Annotated in this window: 22 protein-coding genes; 10 read left to right on the plus strand and 12 right to left on the minus strand. The window is 70.4% G+C overall.

The window, feature by feature from the left end; genetic code table 11:
* The first annotated feature begins 137 nt into the window (after window positions 1-137).
* Together ACWDR3_RS04970 and ACWDR3_RS04975 are read left to right on the plus strand one after the other, a co-directional pair.
* The gene (locus ACWDR3_RS04970; RefSeq protein WP_450350864.1) at window positions 138-1,343 is read left to right on the plus strand and encodes a cytochrome P450; all 1,206 of its coding nucleotides are present in this window, start codon (window positions 138-140) and stop codon (window positions 1,341-1,343) included.
* 87 nt (window positions 1,344-1,430) lie between these two features.
* Window positions 1,431-2,012, plus strand: coding sequence for a Uma2 family endonuclease (locus ACWDR3_RS04975; protein ID WP_450350865.1), 582 nt, complete (start codon window positions 1,431-1,433; stop codon window positions 2,010-2,012).
* Between the two features lie 12 nt (window positions 2,013-2,024).
* On the opposite strand, the gene ACWDR3_RS04980 is transcribed toward ACWDR3_RS04975, so the two are convergent.
* Together ACWDR3_RS04980 and ACWDR3_RS04985 are read right to left on the minus strand one after the other, a co-directional pair.
* A complete protein-coding gene (locus ACWDR3_RS04980) occupies window positions 2,025-3,593 on the minus strand; it encodes an ABC transporter permease (protein WP_450350866.1) in 1,569 nt (522 codons plus the stop codon).
* Window positions 3,590-4,534: an ABC transporter ATP-binding protein gene (locus ACWDR3_RS04985; RefSeq protein WP_450350868.1), complete on the minus strand. Its 945-nt coding sequence runs from the start codon at window positions 4,532-4,534 to the stop codon at window positions 3,590-3,592. Before ACWDR3_RS04985 ends, ACWDR3_RS04980 begins: the two co-directional genes overlap by 4 nt.
* A 74-nt stretch (window positions 4,535-4,608) precedes the next feature.
* Here ACWDR3_RS04985 and ACWDR3_RS04990 point away from each other — a divergent pair, with 74 nt between their 5' ends.
* A complete protein-coding gene (locus ACWDR3_RS04990) occupies window positions 4,609-5,151 on the plus strand; it encodes a GbsR/MarR family transcriptional regulator (RefSeq protein ID WP_450350869.1) in 543 nt (180 codons plus the stop codon).
* Between the two features lie 47 nt (window positions 5,152-5,198).
* Here ACWDR3_RS04990 and ACWDR3_RS04995 read toward each other — a convergent pair whose 3' ends face one another.
* Together ACWDR3_RS04995 and ACWDR3_RS05000 are read right to left on the minus strand one after the other, a co-directional pair.
* Window positions 5,199-6,764: an LPXTG cell wall anchor domain-containing protein gene (locus tag ACWDR3_RS04995; RefSeq protein ID WP_450350870.1), complete on the minus strand. Its 1,566-nt coding sequence runs from the start codon at window positions 6,762-6,764 to the stop codon at window positions 5,199-5,201.
* Between the two features lie 132 nt (window positions 6,765-6,896).
* Entirely contained in the window at window positions 6,897-8,405 is a 1,509-nt protein-coding gene (locus ACWDR3_RS05000; RefSeq protein ID WP_450350871.1) for an APC family permease, read from the minus strand.
* A gap of 150 nt (window positions 8,406-8,555) precedes the next feature.
* On the opposite strand from ACWDR3_RS05000, the gene ACWDR3_RS05005 reads away from it, so the two are divergent.
* Complete coding sequence (locus ACWDR3_RS05005) at window positions 8,556-9,947, plus strand: ethanolamine ammonia-lyase subunit EutB (protein ID WP_450350872.1); 1,392 nt, start codon at window positions 8,556-8,558, stop codon at window positions 9,945-9,947.
* 8 nt (window positions 9,948-9,955) lie between these two features.
* A complete protein-coding gene (eutC, locus tag ACWDR3_RS05010) occupies window positions 9,956-10,813 on the plus strand; it encodes an ethanolamine ammonia-lyase subunit EutC (protein ID WP_450351028.1) in 858 nt (285 codons plus the stop codon).
* 33 nt (window positions 10,814-10,846) lie between these two features.
* Here the strand turns inward: eutC and ACWDR3_RS05015 are convergent, their stop codons facing one another.
* A complete protein-coding gene (locus ACWDR3_RS05015) occupies window positions 10,847-11,728 on the minus strand; it encodes a diacylglycerol kinase family protein (protein ID WP_450350874.1) in 882 nt (293 codons plus the stop codon).
* Between the two features lie 196 nt (window positions 11,729-11,924).
* Between ACWDR3_RS05015 and ACWDR3_RS05020 the strand changes: the two genes are divergently transcribed.
* Window positions 11,925-13,208: an adenylosuccinate synthase gene (locus tag ACWDR3_RS05020; protein WP_450350875.1), complete on the plus strand. Its 1,284-nt coding sequence runs from the start codon at window positions 11,925-11,927 to the stop codon at window positions 13,206-13,208.
* A 64-nt stretch (window positions 13,209-13,272) separates the two neighbouring features.
* Here the strand turns inward: ACWDR3_RS05020 and ACWDR3_RS05025 are convergent, their stop codons facing one another.
* Window positions 13,273-13,731 carry a MarR family winged helix-turn-helix transcriptional regulator gene (locus tag ACWDR3_RS05025; protein ID WP_450350876.1) on the minus strand — a complete coding sequence of 153 codons (459 nt, stop codon included), beginning with the start codon at window positions 13,729-13,731 and terminating at the stop codon, window positions 13,273-13,275.
* Window positions 13,728-14,339: a type 1 glutamine amidotransferase family protein gene (locus tag ACWDR3_RS05030; RefSeq protein ID WP_450350877.1), complete on the minus strand. Its 612-nt coding sequence runs from the start codon at window positions 14,337-14,339 to the stop codon at window positions 13,728-13,730. The genes ACWDR3_RS05025 and ACWDR3_RS05030 overlap by 4 nt, the downstream gene beginning before the upstream one ends.
* A 179-nt stretch (window positions 14,340-14,518) precedes the next feature.
* On the opposite strand from ACWDR3_RS05030, the gene ACWDR3_RS05035 reads away from it, so the two are divergent.
* The 3 genes from ACWDR3_RS05035 to ACWDR3_RS05045 all read left to right on the plus strand — a co-directional run bounded on the left by ACWDR3_RS05035 (window position 14,519) and on the right by ACWDR3_RS05045 (window position 17,480).
* Window positions 14,519-15,874 carry an aminotransferase class III-fold pyridoxal phosphate-dependent enzyme gene (locus ACWDR3_RS05035; RefSeq protein ID WP_450350878.1) on the plus strand — a complete coding sequence of 452 codons (1,356 nt, stop codon included), beginning with the start codon at window positions 14,519-14,521 and terminating at the stop codon, window positions 15,872-15,874.
* Between the two features lie 139 nt (window positions 15,875-16,013).
* Window positions 16,014-16,709, plus strand: a complete 696-nt coding sequence (locus ACWDR3_RS05040; RefSeq protein WP_450350879.1) for a GntR family transcriptional regulator — start codon at window positions 16,014-16,016, stop codon at window positions 16,707-16,709.
* Between the two features lie 120 nt (window positions 16,710-16,829).
* Complete coding sequence (locus ACWDR3_RS05045) at window positions 16,830-17,480, plus strand: hypothetical protein (protein WP_450350880.1); 651 nt, start codon at window positions 16,830-16,832, stop codon at window positions 17,478-17,480.
* Between the two features lie 3 nt (window positions 17,481-17,483).
* Here the strand turns inward: ACWDR3_RS05045 and ACWDR3_RS05050 are convergent, their stop codons facing one another.
* Window positions 17,484-17,774, minus strand: a complete 291-nt coding sequence (locus ACWDR3_RS05050; protein WP_401719233.1) for a hypothetical protein — start codon at window positions 17,772-17,774, stop codon at window positions 17,484-17,486.
* A gap of 188 nt (window positions 17,775-17,962) precedes the next feature.
* On the opposite strand from ACWDR3_RS05050, the gene ACWDR3_RS05055 reads away from it, so the two are divergent.
* Window positions 17,963-18,826, plus strand: a complete 864-nt coding sequence (locus ACWDR3_RS05055) for an NmrA family NAD(P)-binding protein (protein WP_450350882.1) — start codon at window positions 17,963-17,965, stop codon at window positions 18,824-18,826.
* 22 nt (window positions 18,827-18,848) lie between these two features.
* Here ACWDR3_RS05055 and ACWDR3_RS05060 read toward each other — a convergent pair whose 3' ends face one another.
* The 4 genes from ACWDR3_RS05060 to ACWDR3_RS05075 form a co-directional block, all read right to left on the minus strand.
* Complete coding sequence (locus ACWDR3_RS05060) at window positions 18,849-19,301, minus strand: pyridoxamine 5'-phosphate oxidase family protein (RefSeq protein WP_450350884.1); 453 nt, start codon at window positions 19,299-19,301, stop codon at window positions 18,849-18,851.
* Window positions 19,302-19,413: 112 nt separating this feature from the next.
* A complete protein-coding gene (locus ACWDR3_RS05065) occupies window positions 19,414-20,412 on the minus strand; it encodes a peptidoglycan-binding protein (RefSeq protein WP_450350886.1) in 999 nt (332 codons plus the stop codon).
* A 1-nt stretch (window position 20,413) separates the two neighbouring features.
* Window positions 20,414-20,587 carry a hypothetical protein gene (locus ACWDR3_RS05070; RefSeq protein WP_450350887.1) on the minus strand — a complete coding sequence of 58 codons (174 nt, stop codon included), beginning with the start codon at window positions 20,585-20,587 and terminating at the stop codon, window positions 20,414-20,416.
* A gap of 29 nt (window positions 20,588-20,616) precedes the next feature.
* Window positions 20,617-21,513, minus strand: a complete 897-nt coding sequence (locus tag ACWDR3_RS05075) for a helix-turn-helix domain-containing protein (RefSeq protein WP_450350889.1) — start codon at window positions 21,511-21,513, stop codon at window positions 20,617-20,619.
* Window positions 21,514-21,518 lie beyond the last annotated feature (5 nt).

Here is a 21,518-nt window from a genome sequence, read left to right on the forward strand (position 1 = left end):
CAAGCGCGAGGCCAGGCACCCGGCCAGGAATCCGGCAGACACCCGGCCAGGAATCCGGCAGACACTCGCCCCCCCCAGGACACCCGCCCATAAGACAGTCCTGGTCAGGACAGGGATCGGCGGTCTACCGTCCGTGCATGGCAGCCTTCGATCCCTGGGACCCGGCGTTCCTCGCCGACCCCTACCCCGCCTACGCCGAACTGCGTTCCCGGGGCCGCGTGCACTACTACGAGCCCACCGACCAGTGGCTGGTGCCCCGGCACGCGGACGTCTCGGCACTGCTGCGTGACCGGCGCCTGGGGCGGACGTATCAACACCGCTTCACCCACGAGGACTTCGGCCGTACGGCCCCGCCGCCGGAGCAGGAGCCCTTCCACACCCTCAACGACCACGGGATGCTCGACCTGGAGCCCCCGGACCACACCCGCATCCGGCGCCTGGTGTCGAAGGCGTTCACCCCGCGCACGGTCGAACAACTCAAGCCGTACGTCAGTCAGTTGGCGGGCGACTTGGTGGACCGGCTGGTCGCGTCCGGTGGCGGTGACCTGCTCACCGACGTCGCCGAGCCCCTCCCCGTCGCCGTGATCGCCGAGATGCTCGGCATCCCGGAGTCGGACCGCGCCCCGCTGCGCCCCTGGTCGGCCGACATCTGCGGGATGTACGAGCTGAGCCCGTCCGAGGAGACCGCGGCGAAGGCGGTGCGCGCGTCGGTCGAGTTCTCGGAGTACCTGCTGGAACTGATCGCCGCTCGTCGCAAGGAACCGGGCGACGACCTCATCTCCGGCCTCATCGCGGCCCACGACGAGGGCGACCGGCTCACCGAGCAGGAGATGATCTCCACCTGCGTGCTGCTGCTCAACGCGGGGCACGAGGCAACGGTGAACGCCACGGTGAACGGCTGGTCGGCGCTGTTCCGCAACCCGGAGCAGCTGACCGCCCTGCGCGCCGACCACTCCCTGATCCCGTCCGCCGTCGAGGAGTTGATGCGCTACGACACCCCGCTCCAGCTCTTCGAACGCTGGGTCCTGGACGAGATCGAGATCGACGGCACGACCATCCCCCGCGGCGCGGAGATCGCCATGCTCTTCGGCTCGGCCAACCACGACCCGGAGGTTTTCCAGGCCCCGGAGGAACTCGACCTGACCCGCAAGGACAACCCCCATATCTCCTTCTCCGCCGGCATCCACTACTGCATCGGCGCACCCCTGGCCCGCATCGAACTGGCGGCTTCCATGGGGGCGTTGCTGGAGAGAGCCCCGACGCTGACCCTGGCGGCGGAGCCGGTGCGCAAGCCGAACTTCGTGATCCGGGGGTTGGAGGGGCTGAGTGTGGAGGTGGGGTGATCACCCGTCCGGATGATCACGTACGGAACCCGGTCGGTGGTCGCGGATGGCTCGGCAGGGTGGTGTCCGTCTGCGAAGGGGGACAACATGCCGGGCACGCCGGATCAGTTGCTGGTGGAGGAGTTCGAGCAGATCGCCGCGTTCGCCGAACGGGAGATCGAGACCGTCCGGTTCGAGTTCGTCGGCGGGCGGATGGGGCTCAGGAAAGCGACTGATGGCAATCACGGCTCGATCGTCATGTGGTTGATCCACACTTGGTTGCCGTCCCGGCCCGAACTCGGCCTCTATCCCTCCCGGGGTCTGAGGGTGGAGGCCCATCGTCGGGGGCGTGTCCTGCCCGACGGTGTGCTCGCACCGGTGGGGCACTTCGCGGGGCACGGAGACTGGTCCGACCCTGACGGTGTACTGATGACGGTGGAGATCACGTCCTACGACTCGGACACGCACCACCGTGACCGTGAGGAGAAGCCCCGGGCGTACGCCGAGGCCGGGATCCCGGTTCATCTGCTGATCGACCGGGACAAGCGCTCGGTCGTCGTGCACAGCGACCCGGACCCCGACGAGGGCTACCGAGACATCCACACGGTCAGGTTCGGTGGCGAAGTCACGCTCCCGAACCCCGTCGGGATCGTGATCGACACCGAGGTACTCAAGCAGTACATCGGCTGAGGGACGTCACCGTCACGTCGTCATGTCCCGTCGGCGCAATCCCGCGAGCCCGACGGTGACCAGGGCGGCGGCGATCGCGGTGAGGGTCAGCACCGGGCCCCACTCCATCCCCCCGCCGGGCAGCTTCGGGAGGTGGCCGAAGGGGGAGATGTCCAGGATCGCCTGCGGCACGTCCAGTGCCGGGCCGACCCAGCCGATCAGGAGGACCGCTCCGGCGACTCCCCAGGCTGCCGGGGCGAGGCGGGGGGCGAGGCCGTAGAGGAGGACCGTCAGGCCGCCGATCACCCACACGCCCGCCACCTGGACGACGCACGCGCCCAGGATCGGGCCGACCTCCTTGCCGTAGCCCGCCGCGAAGCCGAGGCCGGCCAGGAGCATGATCAGGACCGAGCCGCCGAAGGCCACGGCCAGGTGGCCGGAGGCCCAGCGCAGGCGGCTGACCGCGTTCGCCAGGAGGGGTTCGGCGCGGCCCGAGGTCTCCTCGCCGTGCAGGCGGAGGACGGAGGCGACGATGTAGAGGGCGGCGACCAGGCCCAGCATGCCCGTCATCGACGCGAGGAACGCGTCCGTGATGCCGCTCTGGCCGCCCATCCGCTCGAAGATCTCGCGGGCCTGCTTGTTGTCGCCGACCAGGTCGGCCACGCCGTCGGTGAGACCGCCGTAGACCACCCCGGCCAGGAAGAAACCGATCGACCAGCCGAGAACCGCGCCGCGTTGGAGGCGCCAGGCGAGGGCGGCCGCGGAGGACAGGCGGCCGGTCGGCGGGCCCGGGCGGGTCGGCAGGAAGCTCATGCCCACGTCCCTGCGGCCCGCCAACACATAGGCCACCGTGCCCTGCAGCGCGATCGCCGCCGCGAACAGGCCCAGCACCCACCAGCGTTCGGCCGCGAAGGGGCGCAGGTTCTCCAGCCAGCCGAGAGGGGAGATCCAGGTCAGGACCGACGAGCCGTCCGTCGAGGCCGCGTCGCCCGCCGCTCGCAGGACGAAGGCCGTGCCCAGCAGGCCCGCCGTCAGGCCCCGGGCCAGGCGCGCGCTCTCCGTCAGCTGGGCCACGATCGCCGCCATCGTGGCGAAGACCATGCCCACCCCCGCAAGCCCGAGGCCGAACGCCACCGCCCCGGCCGCACCCTGACCGGCCAGACCCGCCGCAACCAGCAGTCCCAGCACGGCACTTGCGACCGCCGCGGCAAGCAGTGCCGCTGTCAGCGAGGCCCTGCGCCCCACCGCGCCGGACGCGATCAGCTCCTGCCGCCCGCTCTCCTCCTCGTCACGCGTGTGGCGTACGACGACCAGGAGCGCCGTGACGGCCGCGAGCGCGCCCGCGTACACGCCGACACGCCAGGCCGTGAGGGCGCCGAGGGAGTCGTCGAAGACCGGGCCGATCAGCGCGCGGAAGGAGGAGTTGGTGGCGACCTGGTGGAGCAGGTCGGTGCGGTCGGCGGCGGTGGCGTACGTGCTCTTCAGGGTGCCGGGGATGGACAGCACCATCAGCGTGTTCACCGCCACCCACACCGGGATCATCACCCGGTCCCGGCGCAGGGAGAAGCGCAGCAGCACCCCCGTGCCCGTGAACGTCGTCATCGGGCCGCCACCTCATCGGCATCGGCACCAGGACCGGCACCGGCATCGCTGTCGGTGTCGGCGTCCTGGTAGTGGCGTAGGAACAGCTCCTCCAGCGTCGGCGGTGTCGAGGTCAGCGAGCGGATCCCGGACGTGGTCAACGACCGCAGTACGGCGTCGAGTTCGTCGTTGTCGACCTGGAGCCGGACCCGCTTGCCCTGCACGTCGAGGTCGTGCACGCCGGGCAGACCGGCCAACCCGCCCGGCTCGCCCGCCAGTTCGGCGCTCACGCTGGTGCGCGTGAGATGGCGCAGGTCGGCGAGCGAACCGCTCTCCACCGTGCGGCCGCTGCGGATGATGCTCACGCGGTCGCACAACTCCTCGACCTCGCTGAGGATGTGGGACGAGAGGAGGATCGTGCGGCCCCGGTCCCGCTCCTCCTCCACGCAGCGCTGGAAGACCTCCTCCATCAACGGGTCCAGGCCCGAGGTCGGTTCGTCCAGGATCAACAGGTCGACGTCCGAGGCGAACGCGGCCACGAGGGCCACCTTCTGCCGGTTGCCCTTGGAGTAGGTGCGGCCCTTTTTGGTGGGGTCCAGCTCGAAGCGGTCGATCAGCTCGGCGCGCCGCCCGGTGTCGAGGCCGCCGCGCAACCGGCCGTAGAGGTCGATGACTTCACCCCCGGAGAGGTTGCGCCACAGGGTCACGTCACCGGGGACGTACGCGATCCGGCGGTGGATCTCCACGGCGTCCGCCCAGGGGTCGCGGCCCAGGACCTGCGCGGCGCCGGAGTCGGCGCGCAGCAGGCCGAGCAGGACGCGGATGGTGGTGGACTTGCCGGCGCCGTTGGGACCGAGGAAGCCGTGCACCTCGCCGGTTTCGACGTCCAGGTCGAGGCCGTCCAAGGCGTGGGTGCGGCCGAAGGACTTGTGGAGCCCGACGGCCGTGATTGCCTTCGTCATGGTTCAGAACGTACGCTTCTTTCAGAAATTTGTGAAGTTAAGGAAGCGTATGAAGCCCGGTTAGGGTGGTGGGTATGACGGATCAGGCGGGCAGGAACGGGGAGGCCAGGGGCCAGGAGGGCCGGGACCGGGAGGCGCTCTCGAAGTTCGTGGAGGGGTTCGCGGCGCAGCTCGTCGAGGCGGGGATGCAGCGGATGCCGGCCCGGGTCTTCGCCGCGCTCCTGGCCTCCGACGACGGCGTGCTGACCTCGGCCGAACTGGGCGAGCAGCTGCGGATCAGTCCGGCGGCGGTCTCCGGGGCGGTGCGCTATCTGTCCCAGACGCACATGGTCTCGCGCGAGCGTGAACCCGGTTCACGGCGCGAGCGCTACCGCGTGCACAGCGACCAGTGGTACGAGGCACTGACCAACCGGGAGGCGATCCTCAAGCGCTGGGCGTTCGCGCTGCGCGAGGGCGTCGAGAACCTCGGCGCGGATACCCCTGCGGGGCGCCGACTGGCCGAGACCCAGGCCTTCTTCGAGTTCATCGACGGGGAGATCTCGCTGATGATGGACCGCTGGCGCGTCCATCGTGACCAGGTCTTCGGCGAGAGAGGACGTCCCGCCGAAGGCCCCTGATCTTCTTACGACTTGTTGCTCAGGACTACCTGCTCACGACTTTCCGCTTACGACTTCCTGCGCCTCGCGAGGACGACGAGCCCGCCGCCCAGCAGCAGCGCGCCCGCGCCCCAGGCGGCGGCCACGCGCACAGTGTTGCTGCTGCCGGTGGACGCGAGGGAGCCGGTGCCGTCGGAGGAGGAGACCGTCTGCGTGCCGGGGTCGTTGCCGCCGGTCCCGGACGTGGCGGACGCGGAGGGGCTGGGCGTCGCGGAGCTGTCGGTGCCCTCGACCTCGACCGTGACGGCCGAGGTGTCGTTGGCGGGCGTGTGGTCGAACGTCATGGTGCTGCCGTAGACCGTGGTCGCCTTGGCCTCACCGCTGGTGGTCACCGCGTCCTCGTGGATCCGCAGACCGAACTCGAAGGTGCGGGAGTCCCCGACGGTGAACTGGTTCGGACTCGACTGGCAGATGTACTTCGGTGCGCCGGGCGTCTGTTCGCCGGAGGGGCCGTCGATGTTCCACACGCTGCAGTGCTCGGGGATCTCCACCGCCCTGGTGCCGGTGGGGACGGTGAACATGAGCGCCGGCTGGTCGTCGCTGGCGTTGTAACCGACCCAGCCCGGGCCCTCGTTGGTGAGGGACACGGTCACGTGGACCAGGTCGCCGCGCTCGCCCTCGACGCTGTCGCCGTCCGCGACCATGTCGGCGGTGTTGTCGGCGTCGATGTGCTGCCGGTCGATGTCGACGCCGTCGGTCGCGGCGGCTCCGGCGGGGACGAGGGAGAGCACGGGACCGCTGCCCGACCGTGCGGCGCCGGTGCCGGGGCCCGACAGGGGCAGGGCCTCATGGCTGAAGTAGTCGAACAGCGCCTGCTCGGTCACGTCCAGGCCGACCGGTTGGTCGAGCCGGTAGCTCTTGCCGGGCTCGACGACCGTGTCGAACGTGCACAGCGCCTGCTCGGTCAGGCCGTAGGGGTCCGGACTCTCCTTGGAGTACACGCAGTTGGAGAAGTGCTCCGCGTATCCGAGCCCGATGGTCGTGCGCATCCGCAGCTGGACGCCGTCCGAGGGCAGGGTGCCGACGTTGCTGATCGTGATCGGCTCGTCGATCGTGGACCCGGGCTTGTCGCCCTTGCGGGTCTTGAGCCGGTTGACCGTCAGGTCGTTGGTGCCCACGGTCACCTTCACGGTGACCGGGACCACGGTGCCGTTGGCGGACGTACCGCTCAGGGTCACCGTGCCGGTGGTGCCGAGCGGGGTGCCGGGCTTGGCGCTCAGGCCGATGAGCGAGCCGGCCGCCTGGCCCTCGGGGACGTCACGGGTGGGCCAGGTGTAGATGTGGTCGGCGGGCACGGTCGCGTCCGGGGTGACCCAGTCGATGACGTCACTCAGGTCAGCCTTGATCGTGACGTCCTTCGCCGTGCCCGGACCGTCGTTGTCCAGGCCCCAGTTCACCTGCGGCGGGTCGTCCGTAGGTGGCAGCGGCAGTCCCAGATTGTCGTCCTGGACATGAATGCGTACGACTGGGCTGTCGGCGTCGGCCGCCTGCGCGGACGAGACGGGCAGCCAGGCGGCGACCGAGGCCGCGAGGACTGCCAGCACGGCCCCCGGTCGGTACCGGCGGTTGGACATGGTGGCTCCCCTCGGCGAAGCGACCGTCGCTTCTGCCACGCCACATGAGACACCCGAGGAACACCAATGGTTGTCCGGGAGTTCACCGATCCGCCGGTCCGCACCGGTCACCGACCTACGGGGCGGCGCCCCTTACCGCTCCTTCGTCTCCTCCAGCACCGTCCGCCCCAGCAGCGCGTACCGCTCGGGTGCCCGGCGCTTCAGGTACTGCGCGTAGCCGATGCCCGTCGCCGCGACCAGGGCGACCAGCCACGGTGTCGCCTTCAGGACCAGCGAGCCGGACTCCGCGCCCGCCGCGACGCCCATGTTGGAGACCAGCAGGACGACCACCGCGAGCATCGCGATGCCGCCGACGAGCGGGGCGGTGAAGGTCTTGAACCAGTGCCGGCTCTCGGGGTGGTTCTTGCGGAAGTAGGCCAGGACGGCGAACGAGCAGACCGCCTGGACGATCAGGATCGCCATCGTGCCGAGGATGGCCAGCAGCACGTAGAGCGCGTTGTACGGGTCCTTGCCCGCCACCCAGAACGCCCCGATCAGTACGGCGGAGACCACCGTCTGGACCAGGCCCGCGATGTGCGGGGAGCCGTGCCGGGCGTGGGTGCGGCCGATGGTGTTCTTCAGGGAGGGCAGGACGCCCTCGCGGCCCAGCGCGTACATGTAGCGGCTGGCGCAGTTGTGGAAGGCCATGCCGCAGGCGAGCGAGCCGGTGATCATCAGCCACTGCATGACGTCGACGGCCCAGTGACCGACGTAGCGCTCGGTGGGGTTGAAGAAGAGGGCGAGGGGGTTGTCGGTGGCGACCTTCACAGCGTTGGCCTCGCCGGTGCCGGAGATGGCCATCCAGGAGACGAAGACGTAGAAGACGCCGACGCCCAGGACGGAGATCATCGTCGCCCGGGGGATGATCTTCTTCGGGTTGCGGGACTCCTCGCCGTACATCGCCGTCGACTCGAAGCCGACCCACGACCAGAAGGCGAAGAAGAGACCGAGGCCCGCGCTGGTGCCCTTGAAGGCGTTGACCGGATTGACCGGGTCGAGGCTGAAGCCGTTCGGGCCGCCGCCGTGCAGGGCGACCGAGATCGCCATCGCCGCGAGGACGGTCACCTCGGTCGCGAGGAGGACGACGAGCAGCTTCTCGGCGACCGAGACGCCGAACCACGTGCCCGTCGCGTTGATGGCCAGCATCAGGATCGCGAACGCCCACCACGGGATGTCAAGTCCCGTCTGGTCCTTGAGGGTTCCGGTGGCGAAGGTCGAGAAGATGCCGATCAGCGCCGGCTCGAACACGACGTACGCGAAGGTGGCGAGGAGGCCCGACGCGAGGCCCACCGTGCGGCCGAGACCGTACGAGATGAAGCCGTAGAAGGCGCCCGTCGACGTGATGTGCTTCGCCATCGACGTGAAGCCGACCGAAAAGATTGCCAGGACGACCATTGCGACGAGGTAGCTCGCCGGGGCGCCGATGCCGTTGCCCGACGACACCATGAAGGGCACGTTGCCGGTCATCGCGGTGATCGGCGCGGCGGTCGCGACGGCCATGAAGACCACGCCCAGCAGGCCGATCGCGTTCGGCTTGAGCCGGTGAACGGCCCCGTCCTCGCCCGTCTTCGCCGCCGGGGCGACTCCCTCGTCCACTGCCATCGGGGTGGCCCCTCTCCTGGTCGTCCGCTGGTGTACTGGACCGGAACTCTGTCGCCCGAATGAGTCGACCAAGGGTGTCGGGACGTTAAATACTTGTCAACCAGACCTTTAGAAATCTGGCCGCAACACGCGGCTCGTACGGTCACCGGCATGAGCGCCTACACCTCCACCCTCGGCGGCGAGCGCCACCGTTTCGACTCGCTCGCCCGTCTCCTCGCCGCCGCGAGCCCCGAGCGCTCCGGCGACCATCTCGCCGGGCTCGCCGCCGGCAGCGCCCGCGAACGGGTCGCGGCCCGCTGGGCGTTGGCCGAGGTGCCGCTCGCGACCTTCCTGACCGAGCCGCTGATCCCGTACGAGACCGACGACGTCACCCGGCTCATCCTCGACACGCATGACACGGCCGCCTTCGCGCCGGTGGCCGGGCTGACGGTCGGGGAGCTGCGGGAGTGGCTGCTGTCGGAGGCGGCGGACGCGGAAGCGCTGGCCGCCGTATCACCCGGTCTGACACCGGAGATGGTCGCGGCGGTGTCGAAGCTGATGGGCAACGCGGACCTGGTCGCGGTCGCCCGCAAGGTGCGCGTGGTGACGGCCTTCCGCTCCACGATCGGCCTCCCGGGCCGCCTGGCCACCCGCCTCCAGCCCAACCACCCCACCGACGACCCGGCGGGCGTGGCCGCGGCCCTGCTCGACGGCCTGCTCCTCGGCTCGGGCGACGCGGTGATCGGCATCAACCCGGCGACGGACAGCCCGAAGGCGGTACGGGACCTGTTGGAGCTGCTGGACGGAGTCATCCGGCGCTACTCGATCCCCACCCAGTCCTGCGTGCTGTGCCACGTCACGACGAGCGTGGACCTGATGGAACGCGGCGCCCCCGTCGACCTCGTCTTCCAGTCCATCGCCGGTACGCAGGCGGCGAACGCGTCCTTCGGCGTCACCCTCGGCCTGCTCGACGAGGCGTACGAGGCGGCGCGGGCGCTTGGCCGGGGCACGGTCGGCGACAACGTCATGTACTTCGAGACCGGCCAGGGCAGTGCGTTGTCGGCGGACGCGCACCACGGGGTGGACCAACAGACGGTCGAGGCAAGGGCGTACGCGGTGGCCCGCCGCTACGACCCGCTGCTGGTGAACACGGTGGTGGGCTTCATCGGCCCGGAGTACCTGTACGACGGCCGCCAGATCCTCCGCGCCGCCCTGGAGGACCACTTCTGCGGCAAGCTGCTGGGCCTCCCCATGGGCCTGGACATCTGCTACACGAACCACGCGGACGCCGATGACGACGACATCGCCACGATGCTCACCATGCTGGGCGTGGCCGGCGCCTCCTTCGTGATCTGCACGCCGGGCGGCGACGACATCATGCTCAACTACCAATCGGCCTCGTACCACGACGCGTTGTACCTGCGTGAGGTGCTGGGACTGCGCCCGGCACCGGAGTTCGAGGCGTGGCTGGGGTCGATCGGCCTGCTGGACGAGCGGGGCGCGATCGCCGCGGCGCCGGGGGCGCATCCGTTGACGGCGATCGGACGGGAGCTGGCCGCATGACCGACCAGATGACGGACCAAGTGACCGACAGAACGACCGACCAACTGCCCCTGCAAACAGGCGACTTGTGGGCATCCCTGCGCCTGCGCACCCAGGCCCGCATCGGCCTGGGCAGGGCCGGCACCGCCCTCCCCACCCGACACCGCCTGGAGCTGCAGACCGCGCACGCCGCCGCCCGGGACGCGGTGCACTCGCCGTTCGACCCGGACCAGGTCGCCGCGGGACTGGCGGGGATGCCGACGGTACGGGTGCGCAGCGCGGCCGCCGACCGGCTGACCTACCTCCAACGCCCCGACCTGGGCCGCCGGTTGCACCCCACCGACCGCGCCCACCTCCCCGCCGGCGACTGGGACGCGGTCTTCGTGATCGCGGACGGCCTCTCCAGCCGAGCGGTCCACGACCACGCGGCGGCGATGGTCAGGGAGACGGTGGCGCGGCTGGGGTCATGGCGAATCGCCCCGGTGGTACTGGCCGAACAGTCCCGAGTGGCCCTGGGCGACGACATCGCCTCGGCAATGGGCGCGAAAACGGTGATCGTCCTGATCGGCGAACGCCCCGGCATGTCAGCGGCGGATTCACTAGGCGCGTACCTGACGTACCACCCGACCCCGGGAGTGACAACGGACGCGGACAGAAACTGCCTGTCCAACATCAGACCTCCGCTGGGCCTGACGTACGAGGTAGCGGCCGGGAAGCTGGCGGGATTGATGGACAGGGCAAGGGAGTTGGGATCGACGGGGGTGGCACTGAAGGACGACTCGGAAAATCCAGCCCCGCACAATCCAGCCCCTCCGGCGTTTGAGGAGCGGGGGCCCGGGGGCTGGCCCCCGGAAACGGGGGTCGAAGGGGGCAGCGCCCCTTGGTGACGGGACGGGTAGGGGCGGCGGGGGCGAAAAACCTCAAGCCGGCAACGTAAGCCCCCAAGCCCCCTCCCGAACCACCCACGTCCGAGTCCGCACCGGCCCCGCCACCACCGCATCCGCCCGATACCGAAAATCCGCCCCCGACACCGTCACCCGCCGCCCCCGAGCCACCACCGCGGACGCCTCCGCCCCCACCGACACCGGCCGCACCTCCACCTCGGCCAGACCGGACGCACACGGAGTCACCGAGATCCCCTCCACCGGCTGATCGAGATCCACCAGCATCACCCCGTCGACCTCGATCCGCAGCCGCGCAGGCCGAGGCCGGGGCAGCACGTCGAGCGGATCGCGGGAGTCACGGGCCGGCCGGGCCGGCACCAGCGTCCGTACAAGGGACTGGCACGTCCGCAACCACGACGCATGCCCGGCCCCACCTCCCGGCGCCGACGGCACCGGCTCCTCCAGCGAAGCCTCCCGCAGAGACACCGGCGGGATCCGCAGCGCACCGAGCACCACCCCGTCACTGTCGTCCACCAGCAGATCCATCCGCCGCGCGACCCCGTCGAGCACGGCCCGCGCCGCAGCCACCGCCCCCGTGGGCACCCCCAGCGCCCCCGCCAGGGACAGCGTGCTGCCCACCGGCACCACCGACAGCACACATCCGGCCAGCTCCCGCTGCCGGTGCAGCAGGGCCACCGCGCGGATCAGGGCCCGGTCGTCGCCGATCACCACCGGCCGCCGCGCGCCCCGCCGGGCCAGTGCCCGGGCGAATTCCTCCGGTCCCTCGGGCAGGCACACCTTCGTGGTGGCACCCGCGCTGAGCACGTCCTTCGCGATGCGTACCGACTCCCCGTCCGTCCGCCGGGCGACCGGATCGATCACCACAAGCAGCTGTTCGGAAGTCGCGGAAGTCGCCACCTCGGTCCTGCCTCGCTTCCTCGGGTAGCATCTTTGTGCAAGAGCCCCTTGCGCTATTGCGCCAGGGGCTTGGTCTATTCCGGGGCACCCGGGTCCGGCAACGCGCGGCCGAAGACGGTCGCGGCGCACACGGCGGTGAACCGTACGCGTGCGCCCCTGACCTTGGACATGCCCCGCCCGGAAGGGGTGTACGCGCGTGCCCGCACTTGTGCTGCTCGGTGCTCAGTGGGGTGACGAAGGCAAGGGGAAGGCGACGGACCTGCTCGGCGGATCCGTCGACTACGTGGTGCGCTACCAAGGCGGCAACAACGCCGGCCACACGGTAGTCGTGGGCGATCAGAAGTACGCCCTGCACCTGCTCCCTTCCGGAATTCTGTCGCCCGGATGTACTCCTGTCATCGGCAACGGAGTCGTCGTCGACCCGTCGGTCCTGTTCTCCGAGCTGAACGGACTGAACGACCGCGGCGTCGACACCTCCAAGCTCCTCATCAGCGGAAACGCGCACATCATCACGCCGTACAACGTGACGGTGGACAAGGTGACGGAACGCTTCCTCGGGAAGCGGAAGATCGGCACCACCGGCCGCGGCATCGGCCCGACCTACGCGGACAAGATCAACCGCGTCGGCATCCGGGTCCAGGACCTCTACGACGAGTCGATCCTCACCCAGAAGGTCGAGGCGGCCCTCGACGGCAAGAACCAGCTCCTCACCAAGGTCTTCAACCGCCGCGCCATCGAGGTCGGCCAGGTCGTCGAGGAGCTGCTGGGCTACGCGGACCGCCTGAAGCCGTACGTCGCCGACACGGTCCTGGTGCTCAACCAGGCCCTGGAGCAGGACAAGGTCGTCCTCTTCGAGGGCGGTCAGGGCACGCTCCTGGACATCGACCACGGCACGTACCCCTTCGTCACCTCCTCGAACCCGACCGCGGGCGGCGCCTGCACGGGCGCCGGCGTGGGCCCGACGAAGATCAGCCGGGTCATCGGCATCCTCAAGGCGTACACCACCCGCGTCGGCTCGGGCCCGTTCCCGACCGAGCTGTTCGACGAGGACGGCGAGGCGCTGCGCCGCATCGGCGGCGAGCGGGGCGTGACGACGGGCCGTGACCGGCGCTGCGGCTGGTTCGACGCGGTCATCGCCCGCTACGCGACTCGCGTGAACGGCCTGACCGACTTCTTCCTCACCAAGCTCGACGTCCTCACCGGCTGGGAGGAGATCCCGGTCTGCGTGGCGTACGAGATCGACGGCAAGCGCGTCGAGGAACTCCCGTACTCCCAGACCGACTTCCACCACGCGAAGCCGATCTACGAGAACCTGCCGGGCTGGAGCGAGGACATCACGAAGGCCAAGACCTTCGCCGACCTCCCCAAGAACGCGCAGGCGTACGTGAAGGCGCTGGAGGAGATGTCCGGCGCGCCGATCTCGGCGATCGGTGTGGGCCCGGGCCGCACCGAGACGATCGAGGTCAACTCGTTCCTGTAGAGCGGCACGGCAGGCGAGCGGGCGTTCCGGTGGTGACTTCGCCGCCGGGGCGCCCTTCGCTCCGCTACGGCACCCGCGTCGGCGGTCCGACCTCGTCCAGCACCTTCGTCAGCCGTTCCAGCACCTCGACGGCGACGGCGAGTTCGGCCTCTCCGAAGGCCCGCGCGAGCCGGTCGGCGAAGGCGGCGTGGCCCGGGTCGATCCGCGTGATCGCGGCGCGCCCCTCGTCCGTCGGCGCGAGGAGCTTGGCGCGGCGGTGGGCGGGGTTGGGCCGGTACTCGGCGAGGCCGCGCTCGACCAGCAGGTCGGCGATGCGCTGGACGCTCTGCCGGGTGATGCCCATCGCGCGGGCGATCCCGGCGACCGGCAACGGCTCGCCCAGCACCGCGCCGAGCACCTGCCACCAGGCCGCGGTGAGCCCGGCGGGCTTGGCCAACTCCTCGGCCACGGCGAGGAACTGGCCGTTCAGCCGGAAGACCCCGAGGGCGCTGCGGCTGAGCAGCTCCTGACGCTCCCGGCTCACCGTGCCGCGGCCTTCTCCAGTACGGCGTACGCCTCGGCGTCGGAGTCGTGGAACAGCCGGTACCAGGCGTCGAGCACCTCACCCTCGTACACCCCGAGCAGCCGCAGGATCTCGCGCGCGAAGGCGACGGGCTCGGTGGGGCCGGCGGTGATCAGCGGTCCGTCGGTGACGGCGTCGGTGTCGACGTACCGTCCGCCGCCCGCGTATCCGGTGGCGGCGAGGTAGAAGGAGACCGCGCCGGTGTGGTCGCGGTCGTCGAGCAGCCCCTCGCGGGCGAGCCCGGCGGTGGCGCCGCAGATCGCGGCGACGGGCACGCCGGCCGCCAGGAACTCGCGGGCCGTGCGGGCGAAGGGGGCGAGGTCGTCCGTCGTGTCCCACCGGTCGGCGCCCGGCAGGATCAGCAGCGAGCTGTCCTCGGGCCGTACGTCGGCCAGGGCCAGGTCGGGCTGGATCCGCAGGCCGCCGATGCTCACCACCGGCGCGCGGGACGGCCCGACCGTCCTGATCGCGTATCCGGCGCGGGCGAGATGGGCGGTCGCGTGGCCCGTCTCCCAGTCGGCGAGGGTGTCGTACACGGCGAGGTGCACGGGCTTGCGGGTGCTGCTCATGGCTCCTCCAGCGGCTATGACAGGATGCTGCTTTTTTGACAGCATACTGTCGTTCAGGTTTCCGGACAACCGCTGGACGACCGGCGGGCGGCCCGGTGGACAACCTGTCGTGGAAACCCCGCGACCGCAGACAGGACGCCGATGTCGCTTCCGTATCGCGGACATTTACGCTCACCCGCATGACCCCTCAGACAGATCCCGAGGTCGGCGCCGCCGTGAAGGCCGCGGACCGTGCGCATGTGTTCCACTCCTGGTCCGCGCAGGAGCTCATCGACCCGCTCGCCGTGGCCGGCGCGGAGGGGTCGTACTTCTGGGACTACGACGGCCACCGGTATCTGGACTTCACCAGCGGGCTCGTCTACACGAACATCGGCTACCAGCACCCGAAGGTCGTTGCCGCGATCCAGGAACAGGCCGCGACCCTGTCCACCTTCGCGCCCGCCTTCGCGATCGAGGCCCGCTCCGAGGCGGCCCGGCTGATCGCCGAGCGGACGCCGGGGGACCTGGACAAGATCTTCTTCACCAACGGTGGCGCCGACGCCATCGAGCACGCGACGCGCATGGCCCGGCTGCACACCGGGCGGCCGAAGGTGCTCTCCGCGTACCGCTCGTACCACGGTGGTACGCAGCAGGCGATCAACCTCACCGGTGATCCCCGGCGCTGGGCCTCCGACGGGGCCGCCGCCGGTGTCGTGCACTTCTGGGCGCCCTTCCTCTACCGCTCCCGCTTCTACGCGGAGAGCGAGGAGCAGGAGTGCGCGCGGGCGCTTGAGCACCTGGAGACGACGATCGCCTTCGAGGGGCCCGCCACCGTCGCCGCGATCGTCCTGGAGACCATTCCGGGCACGGCCGGGATCATGGTGCCCCCGCCGGGCTATCTCGCGGGCGTTCGCGAGATCTGCGACCGCCACGGGATCGTCTTTGTACTCGACGAGGTGATGGCCGGGTTCGGGCGTACCGGCGAGTGGTTCGCGGCCGACCTGTTCGACGTCACGCCCGACCTGCTGACCTTCGCCAAGGGCGTGAACAGCGGTTATGTGCCGCTGGGCGGGGTCGCCATCTCCGGCGCGATCGCCGAGACCTTCGCCAAGCGGCCCTACCCGGGCGGTCTGACGTACTCCGGGCATCCGCTGGCCTGCGCCGCCGCCGTCGCGACGATCAATGTCATGGCGGAGGAGGGCGTCGTCGAGAACGCCAAGACCCTGGGTACGACGGTCGTCGAGCCGGCCCTGCGCGGGCTGGCCGAGCGGCACCCCAGCGTCGGCGAGGTGCGCGGCACCGGCATGTTCTGGGCGCTGGAGCTGGTCAAGGACCGCGAGACGCGCGAGCCGCTGGTGCCGTACAACGCGGCCGGTGAGGCGAACGCGCCGATGGCCGCCTTCGGGGCCGCCGCCAAGAAGCACGGCATCTGGCCGTTCATCAACATGAACCGCACCCATGTCGTGCCGCCGTGCAACGTGACCGAGGCCGAGCTGAAGGAGGGCTTCGCGGCGCTGGACGCGGCGCTCGGCGTGGCGGACGAGTACACAAAGTAGTCACGGCGCACGCATCGGCCGCGACTCCGATCGTGCGCTGTTACGCGGGTCAACACGGAGAATCCGAACGCGTAGGGTGGCTTGCTCGTAGAGATGTGTACGAGCACGCCATCCGACGCGACGAGGAGACGTCCGACACATGCCCGGCAGCAGCGGCGCCGTCACCCGCAGCACACTGCGACAGCAGATCGCCGACGCGCTTCGCGACGAGGTGCTGGCGGGACGGCTGCAGCCGGGTCAGGAGTTCACGGTCAAGGAGATCGCCGAGCAGTACGGCGTCTCCGCGACGCCGGTGCGCGAGGCGCTGGTCGACCTGTCCGCGCAGGGGCTCCTGGACGCGGACCAGCACCGCGGCTTCCACGTCCACGAGTACTCCTTCGCCGACTACCGGGGCATCGTCGAGGCCCGCAGCCTGGTCACCGACGGTATGTTCCACGCCCTGCACGCCGGCCACGAGCTCATGCGCCCGGGTGACAATCCGCACCGGGCGCTCGCCCTCGCCGGGGTGCGCCGCCGCGGCGAGGAGGCGCAGCGGTCCGCGCTCGCCGGTGACGTCACCGTGCTGATCGGCTACGACCTGCGGTTCTGGCGCGAGCTGGGCATCCTCTTCGGCAATCCGTATCTGACCGACTTCCTGCACCGGCTGCGGGTCCAGTCCTGGGTGTGCGTGGTGCAGCACCTGCGCCGGCTGACCGAGCTGCGCGGCCGGCTGTGGTCCGAGCACACCGATCTGGTCGACGCCCTGGCGCTGCTGGACATCAGCACGGCCCACAAGATCGTCGCCGCGTACAACACCCACTCGCTCGCCCTCATCGAGCGCCTGGCCGACGACTGACTCGACACCTCCTGGGAGGGGATCCGGCCAGTGGAGAGGGAAGAACAGTCAGGAGGGGGCTGGCTGAGCCCCGCACCGATTACCCTTCCCTGACTGACCGATCCGCACTAGGAGCGACCTTTGGCCTGTGACCTGTGGCTGGTCCCACTCGTCGACGTGTTGTGCCACACCCCCGACAATCCGTTCGCCGAGGAACTCGCGCAGTTCAACAAGGCGCTGGCCGACGCCGGGCTCCCGCCGGTCCCGGTGTACCAGTACATGCCGGGCCTGTCCGGTGACGTCGCCCCGGTGGCCGGCTTCGACTACGACGCGCTGCACTTCCTGCGCCGCGTGTACCTGTTGCAGCTGTGCCAGCTGCCGGTGACGCCGGTCGACGAACTCGGCGGCGACTACGAGCAGTTGCTGGAGATGTTCGAGACGACGGCCCAGCAGTCGCACCTGGTCTGGCACTACGACCACGCGGGCGCGTACGTCCCCGTGGACTTCCCCCATCCCCTCTCCAACGACGAACTCCTCGCCGGCGGCGGCCCGCTGGGCTCCTCGCAGGCGCTGCTGCGCGAACTGGAATTCGTCGCCCCGTCGATCGGCATCGACCCCGCCAACCCGCCGACGCCCCCCGAACCGCCGCGTGCGCCCACCGGGTTGGAGGAGCCGGCCGTACCGCCTCCGTACGACCCGAGCCCCTTCGCCCGGGAACGCCATGTCTGGCTCGGCCTGCACGCGGCGGCGACCCGGAGTCTGGCGCAGGGGTCGATGATCGTCTTCAGCTGACGGCTAACGGAGTTGGGACAGGCCCTTCTGCAGGTCCTCGCCGTTCATCACGGGCGTCAACTCGATCTTGGCGTCCATGTCCAGGAAGAAGGGCTCACCGAGCGCGGGCATCTGCGAACTGTCCTGCATGTCGAAGAACAGGAAGGCCGTACGGACACCGCCGTCGACGGTGAAGTAGGCCGCCTCGGGCTTGATGTTGTCCAGGGCTTCCTGCATCAACTGGGGCATCTTGCCGCTTCGGATGATCTCGTTGGCTTTCTCGGTGTTGAGCGAGGCTTTCAACAACACGCGCATAGCACTCACCTTCTTCTGCCGGCGCTCGCACGCGTACGGTTCCAGCCTATGCCTGAAATGTAAGTATTGGCCGATCTTGTCCGTTCCCGTACTGCGCCGGGAGACCCCGGGATGCCTCCCGCTGGCCGATGACCTCACCTGCCGGCCCGAGCACGCTGAAGAAAAGCGCGAGCGAAGAGGAGACGGCGATGATCCTGGTGACCGGAGCGACGGGCCATGTGGGCAGCGAGCTGGTACGGCGGCTGACGGCCGCGGGCGAGCCGGTACGGGCGATGACGCGCCGCCCGGCCGAGGCGCGGCTGCCGGCGGGCGCGACGGCGGTGTACGGCGACGCGGACGACCCGGCGAGCCTGGAGCCGGCGTTCGCCGGCGTGACCGGGGCCTTCCTGATGTCGGCGCAGGGCGTCGGCGCGGCCGACGGTCCCACCCACGACCGCGCGCTCGCCGAGGCGGCGGCCCGGGCGGGCGTACGCCGGGTGGTGAAGCTGTCGGTGCTGGACGGCGGCGCCGGGTCCGACGTGATCGCCCGCTGGCACGCGGCGGCGGAGGCGGCGGTCACCGACCCGTCGTACGGCTTCGCGTGGACCCTTCTGCGTCCCGGCCGCTTCATGTCCAACGCCCTCCAGTGGGCGGCCCAACTCCGCGCCGGCGACGAGGTGTCCACTCCCCTCGCCGACCGCCCCGCGGCGAGCGTCGATCCGGCCGACCTGGCGGAGATCGCGGCCCTCGCCCTGACGACCGACGAACACGCGGGCGCGACCCACGAGTTGAGCGGCCCGCAGACCCTGACCCCCGCCGAGGAACTCCACATCCTCGGCGAGACCCTGGGCCGCACCCTGCGCCTGCACCCCCTCCCGGACGACGTGGCCCGCACCGGCATGTCTCGCTACGGCTTCCCGCCCGAGGTGGTCGACGCGATCATGCACCGCACCCTGAACAGCGACCGGGGAGCGGAGGTCCTCCCGACGGTGGAGAAGCTCCTGGGCCGCCCGGCACGGACGTTCGCGCAGTGGGCATCGGCTCACACGGACGCCTTCACTCCCCGGAGTTGAGGACAACGGGCGGCACCTCACCTCACCGCGGCGGCCAGAACTCCCGCGTCACCGCGTAGGGGTCCTCGACCCCCGGCCTCGTGCACATCACCGTCTCGACCTCCAACTCGAAGAGCACGAAACGGTCGAGCACCGGATAGTCGGCGGCTAACCCCACCGCCGCACGGGTCTCGCTGTCCTCGACTGCCTTGCCCCGCCCGGCGAAATAGACCTGCGCGACGGTGGGTATCGGCGCGTCGACCGGCGCGTGCAGCGCGAACCGGCCGTCTCTGCGCAGGTCGTGGCCCTTGGGGGAGTCGGGCTCCATGAACAGGTAGAGACCGTCGTCCGTGAGGATCGGCGTCACCGGGTGCACCCTCGGCGCACCGGCGCGCGAGGTGGTCGCCAGATAGGCGATGAGCAGGGCCTGCAGCCGCTCACGCGCGACTGCTTCGAGTGCGGGGGCTTCTTTCGCGAAGGTGGACCAGGACGGCACGACGCCTCCAACGGTTCGGGGCAGCCTCTTGGACTGCCGGGTCCAAGAGGCTGCCCCGATGTGCCGCAGCCGGAACTGATCCGTTCGGAAACCGCCGTTCAGGGACCGTCGTTCAGAACGTGCCCGCGTTCAGCACCGTCTGAAGATGCCGGGTCGTGTCCGCGCCCCACTGGCCGTCCACGCCCGAACCGACCTTCTTCTGGAGGGCCTTGACCGTGTTGGGGCCGATCGAGCCGTCCGCGGTCACCTTCAGATAGGTCTGGAGGGCCTTCTTCGTGAGCGGTCCGAAGGAGCCGTCGACGGAGAGTTTGGTGCCGTGCCTGTTCAGGGCGCGCTGCATCGACGCGCAGGTGGCGGGGCCGAACTCGCCGTCGACGGTGAGCTTTCCGGCGGTCGGCGGGCGTGGGGCGGGCTGCGTCGGCCTGGTGCCGCCCTTGAGGGCGGACTTCATCACCGCGGCCGACGCCGGTCCGTACTGGCCGTCGACCGACAGGCCGTACTTCTTCTGGAAGGCGCGCACGGCCGTGTCGGTGGCCGGTCCGAAGTCGCCGTCGACGACCAGCCCGGACTTCATGACCGTGTTGAGGTTCTTCTGGAGCGTCTTGACCGCGGCTCCCTTGGAGCCCTTGCGCAGGATGCCGTCGGTGGAGGGCAGCGGGCTCGCGTCGCCGTAGCCGGGGCGGCCGTAGCCCACCACGCAGGCGGAGTTGCGGCTGCGGCGCTGGCAGCGGTCGCTGGTGTTGCCCTCGATCGTGGTGATGGTGCCGTTGGAGTGCACGGCCTCGACGACGCCGACATGGTCGATGCGGCCGATGGTGCGGCTGCCGTCCCAGTCGAAGAAGACGATGTCTCCGGGGCGGATCCCGCCGAGCCCGTAATGCCAACGGCCCCTCGCCTTGAAGGCGTTGGCGTGCGCGACCGTGTACGCGAACTTGCCGCAGACCGCGCTGAGGTTGTCCGAGTGGGCGGCGGCGTAGCTGACGGTCATGTCGCACCACGCGTCGTCGAAGCCGTACCAGTCGGTGATCTTGTTGTTGTTCGAGCCCGGCGGGTACTCACCGGTGCCCAGCAGGGCGCGCATCTGCGCCAGCATCCCCGAGACGGATCCCATGTCAGACCTCCGCGTTCTCGGGGAAGACGGAGATGTCCCCCTTGACGACCTTCTTCGGGTCCTGGCTCACGCCGGCCTGGTCCGGGTCGACGTCGAACAGCCCGGCGCCGCCGCGCGGTTCCACCGGCTTCTGCTCACTCGCCGCGACCGCGGCGGCCGCTTCCTTCTCAGCCATGACGGCTCCCCCAAGGATGTAGTGGATGACTACCCCTGAGGATGCTGAGCCGTGAGCCGACTGTCGTTGGCGCTCCGCGCACTGTCTGTTGGCAGCGAGCGCACCCGGAACGCCGTCGGCGCGATGCCGTAGGCGGTGCGGAACGCCCGGCTGAAATCGGCGGCCTGGGGAAATCCCCAGCGGGCCGCGATGACGTGGACGGGCAGTCGGCCGAGCGACGGGTCGGCCAGGTCGCGCCAGCACCTCTCCAGGCGTTGCGCCTTGATCCAGGCGGCCACGGTGAGGCCCTGGCGCTGGAAGAGGCGGTGCAGATAGCGGGTGGAGATGTGGTGCGCGGCGGCCACGTCGTCGGGCGTGAGGCGGCTGTCGCCGAGGTGCCGCATGACGTACGCCTGGATGTCCGGGAAGAGCGACAGGGCCGCCCGCTCGGCGCACTCCGGGCCCGTCCACCGCTCCAGCAGGACGCCGGCGAGCTCCGTCACCGCCGTGCCCAGCCGCGCTTCCTCGGCCGGCCGGTACGGCGTGGTGTCCCGGGCGAGACCGGTGAGGAACCCGGCGACCAGCGCGCCCGGCCCCTCCCGTCCGGTCAGCGCCCGTGCCACACAGCGCGCCGGGTCGCCCGGTACGGCGGACAGATGGGCGGTGACGACGGAGTTCCGGGATGCGGTGAGCGTCAGCCGGAAGGGGCGGCCGCCGTCGAGCAGCACCAGGTCCCCGCGGTCGACCCGGGCGTGCCGGCCTTCCTGGTCGAGCACGAGCCCGCCGGCGAGCAGCAGGGCGAGGTGGTACCGGGCGCCGCGTCCGTCGCCGGGCCCGGCGCCCCGTAACTCCACCGCCGGGCAGCGCACGGCGGACAGCCGCACTCCGCCCAGCTCCCGCAGGCTCCCCGGTCTGCCCAACTCCCGTGTCCAGCCGTCCGCGTTCATCGGTC

The organism is Streptomyces sp. NPDC001002 (genome assembly GCF_053599215.1).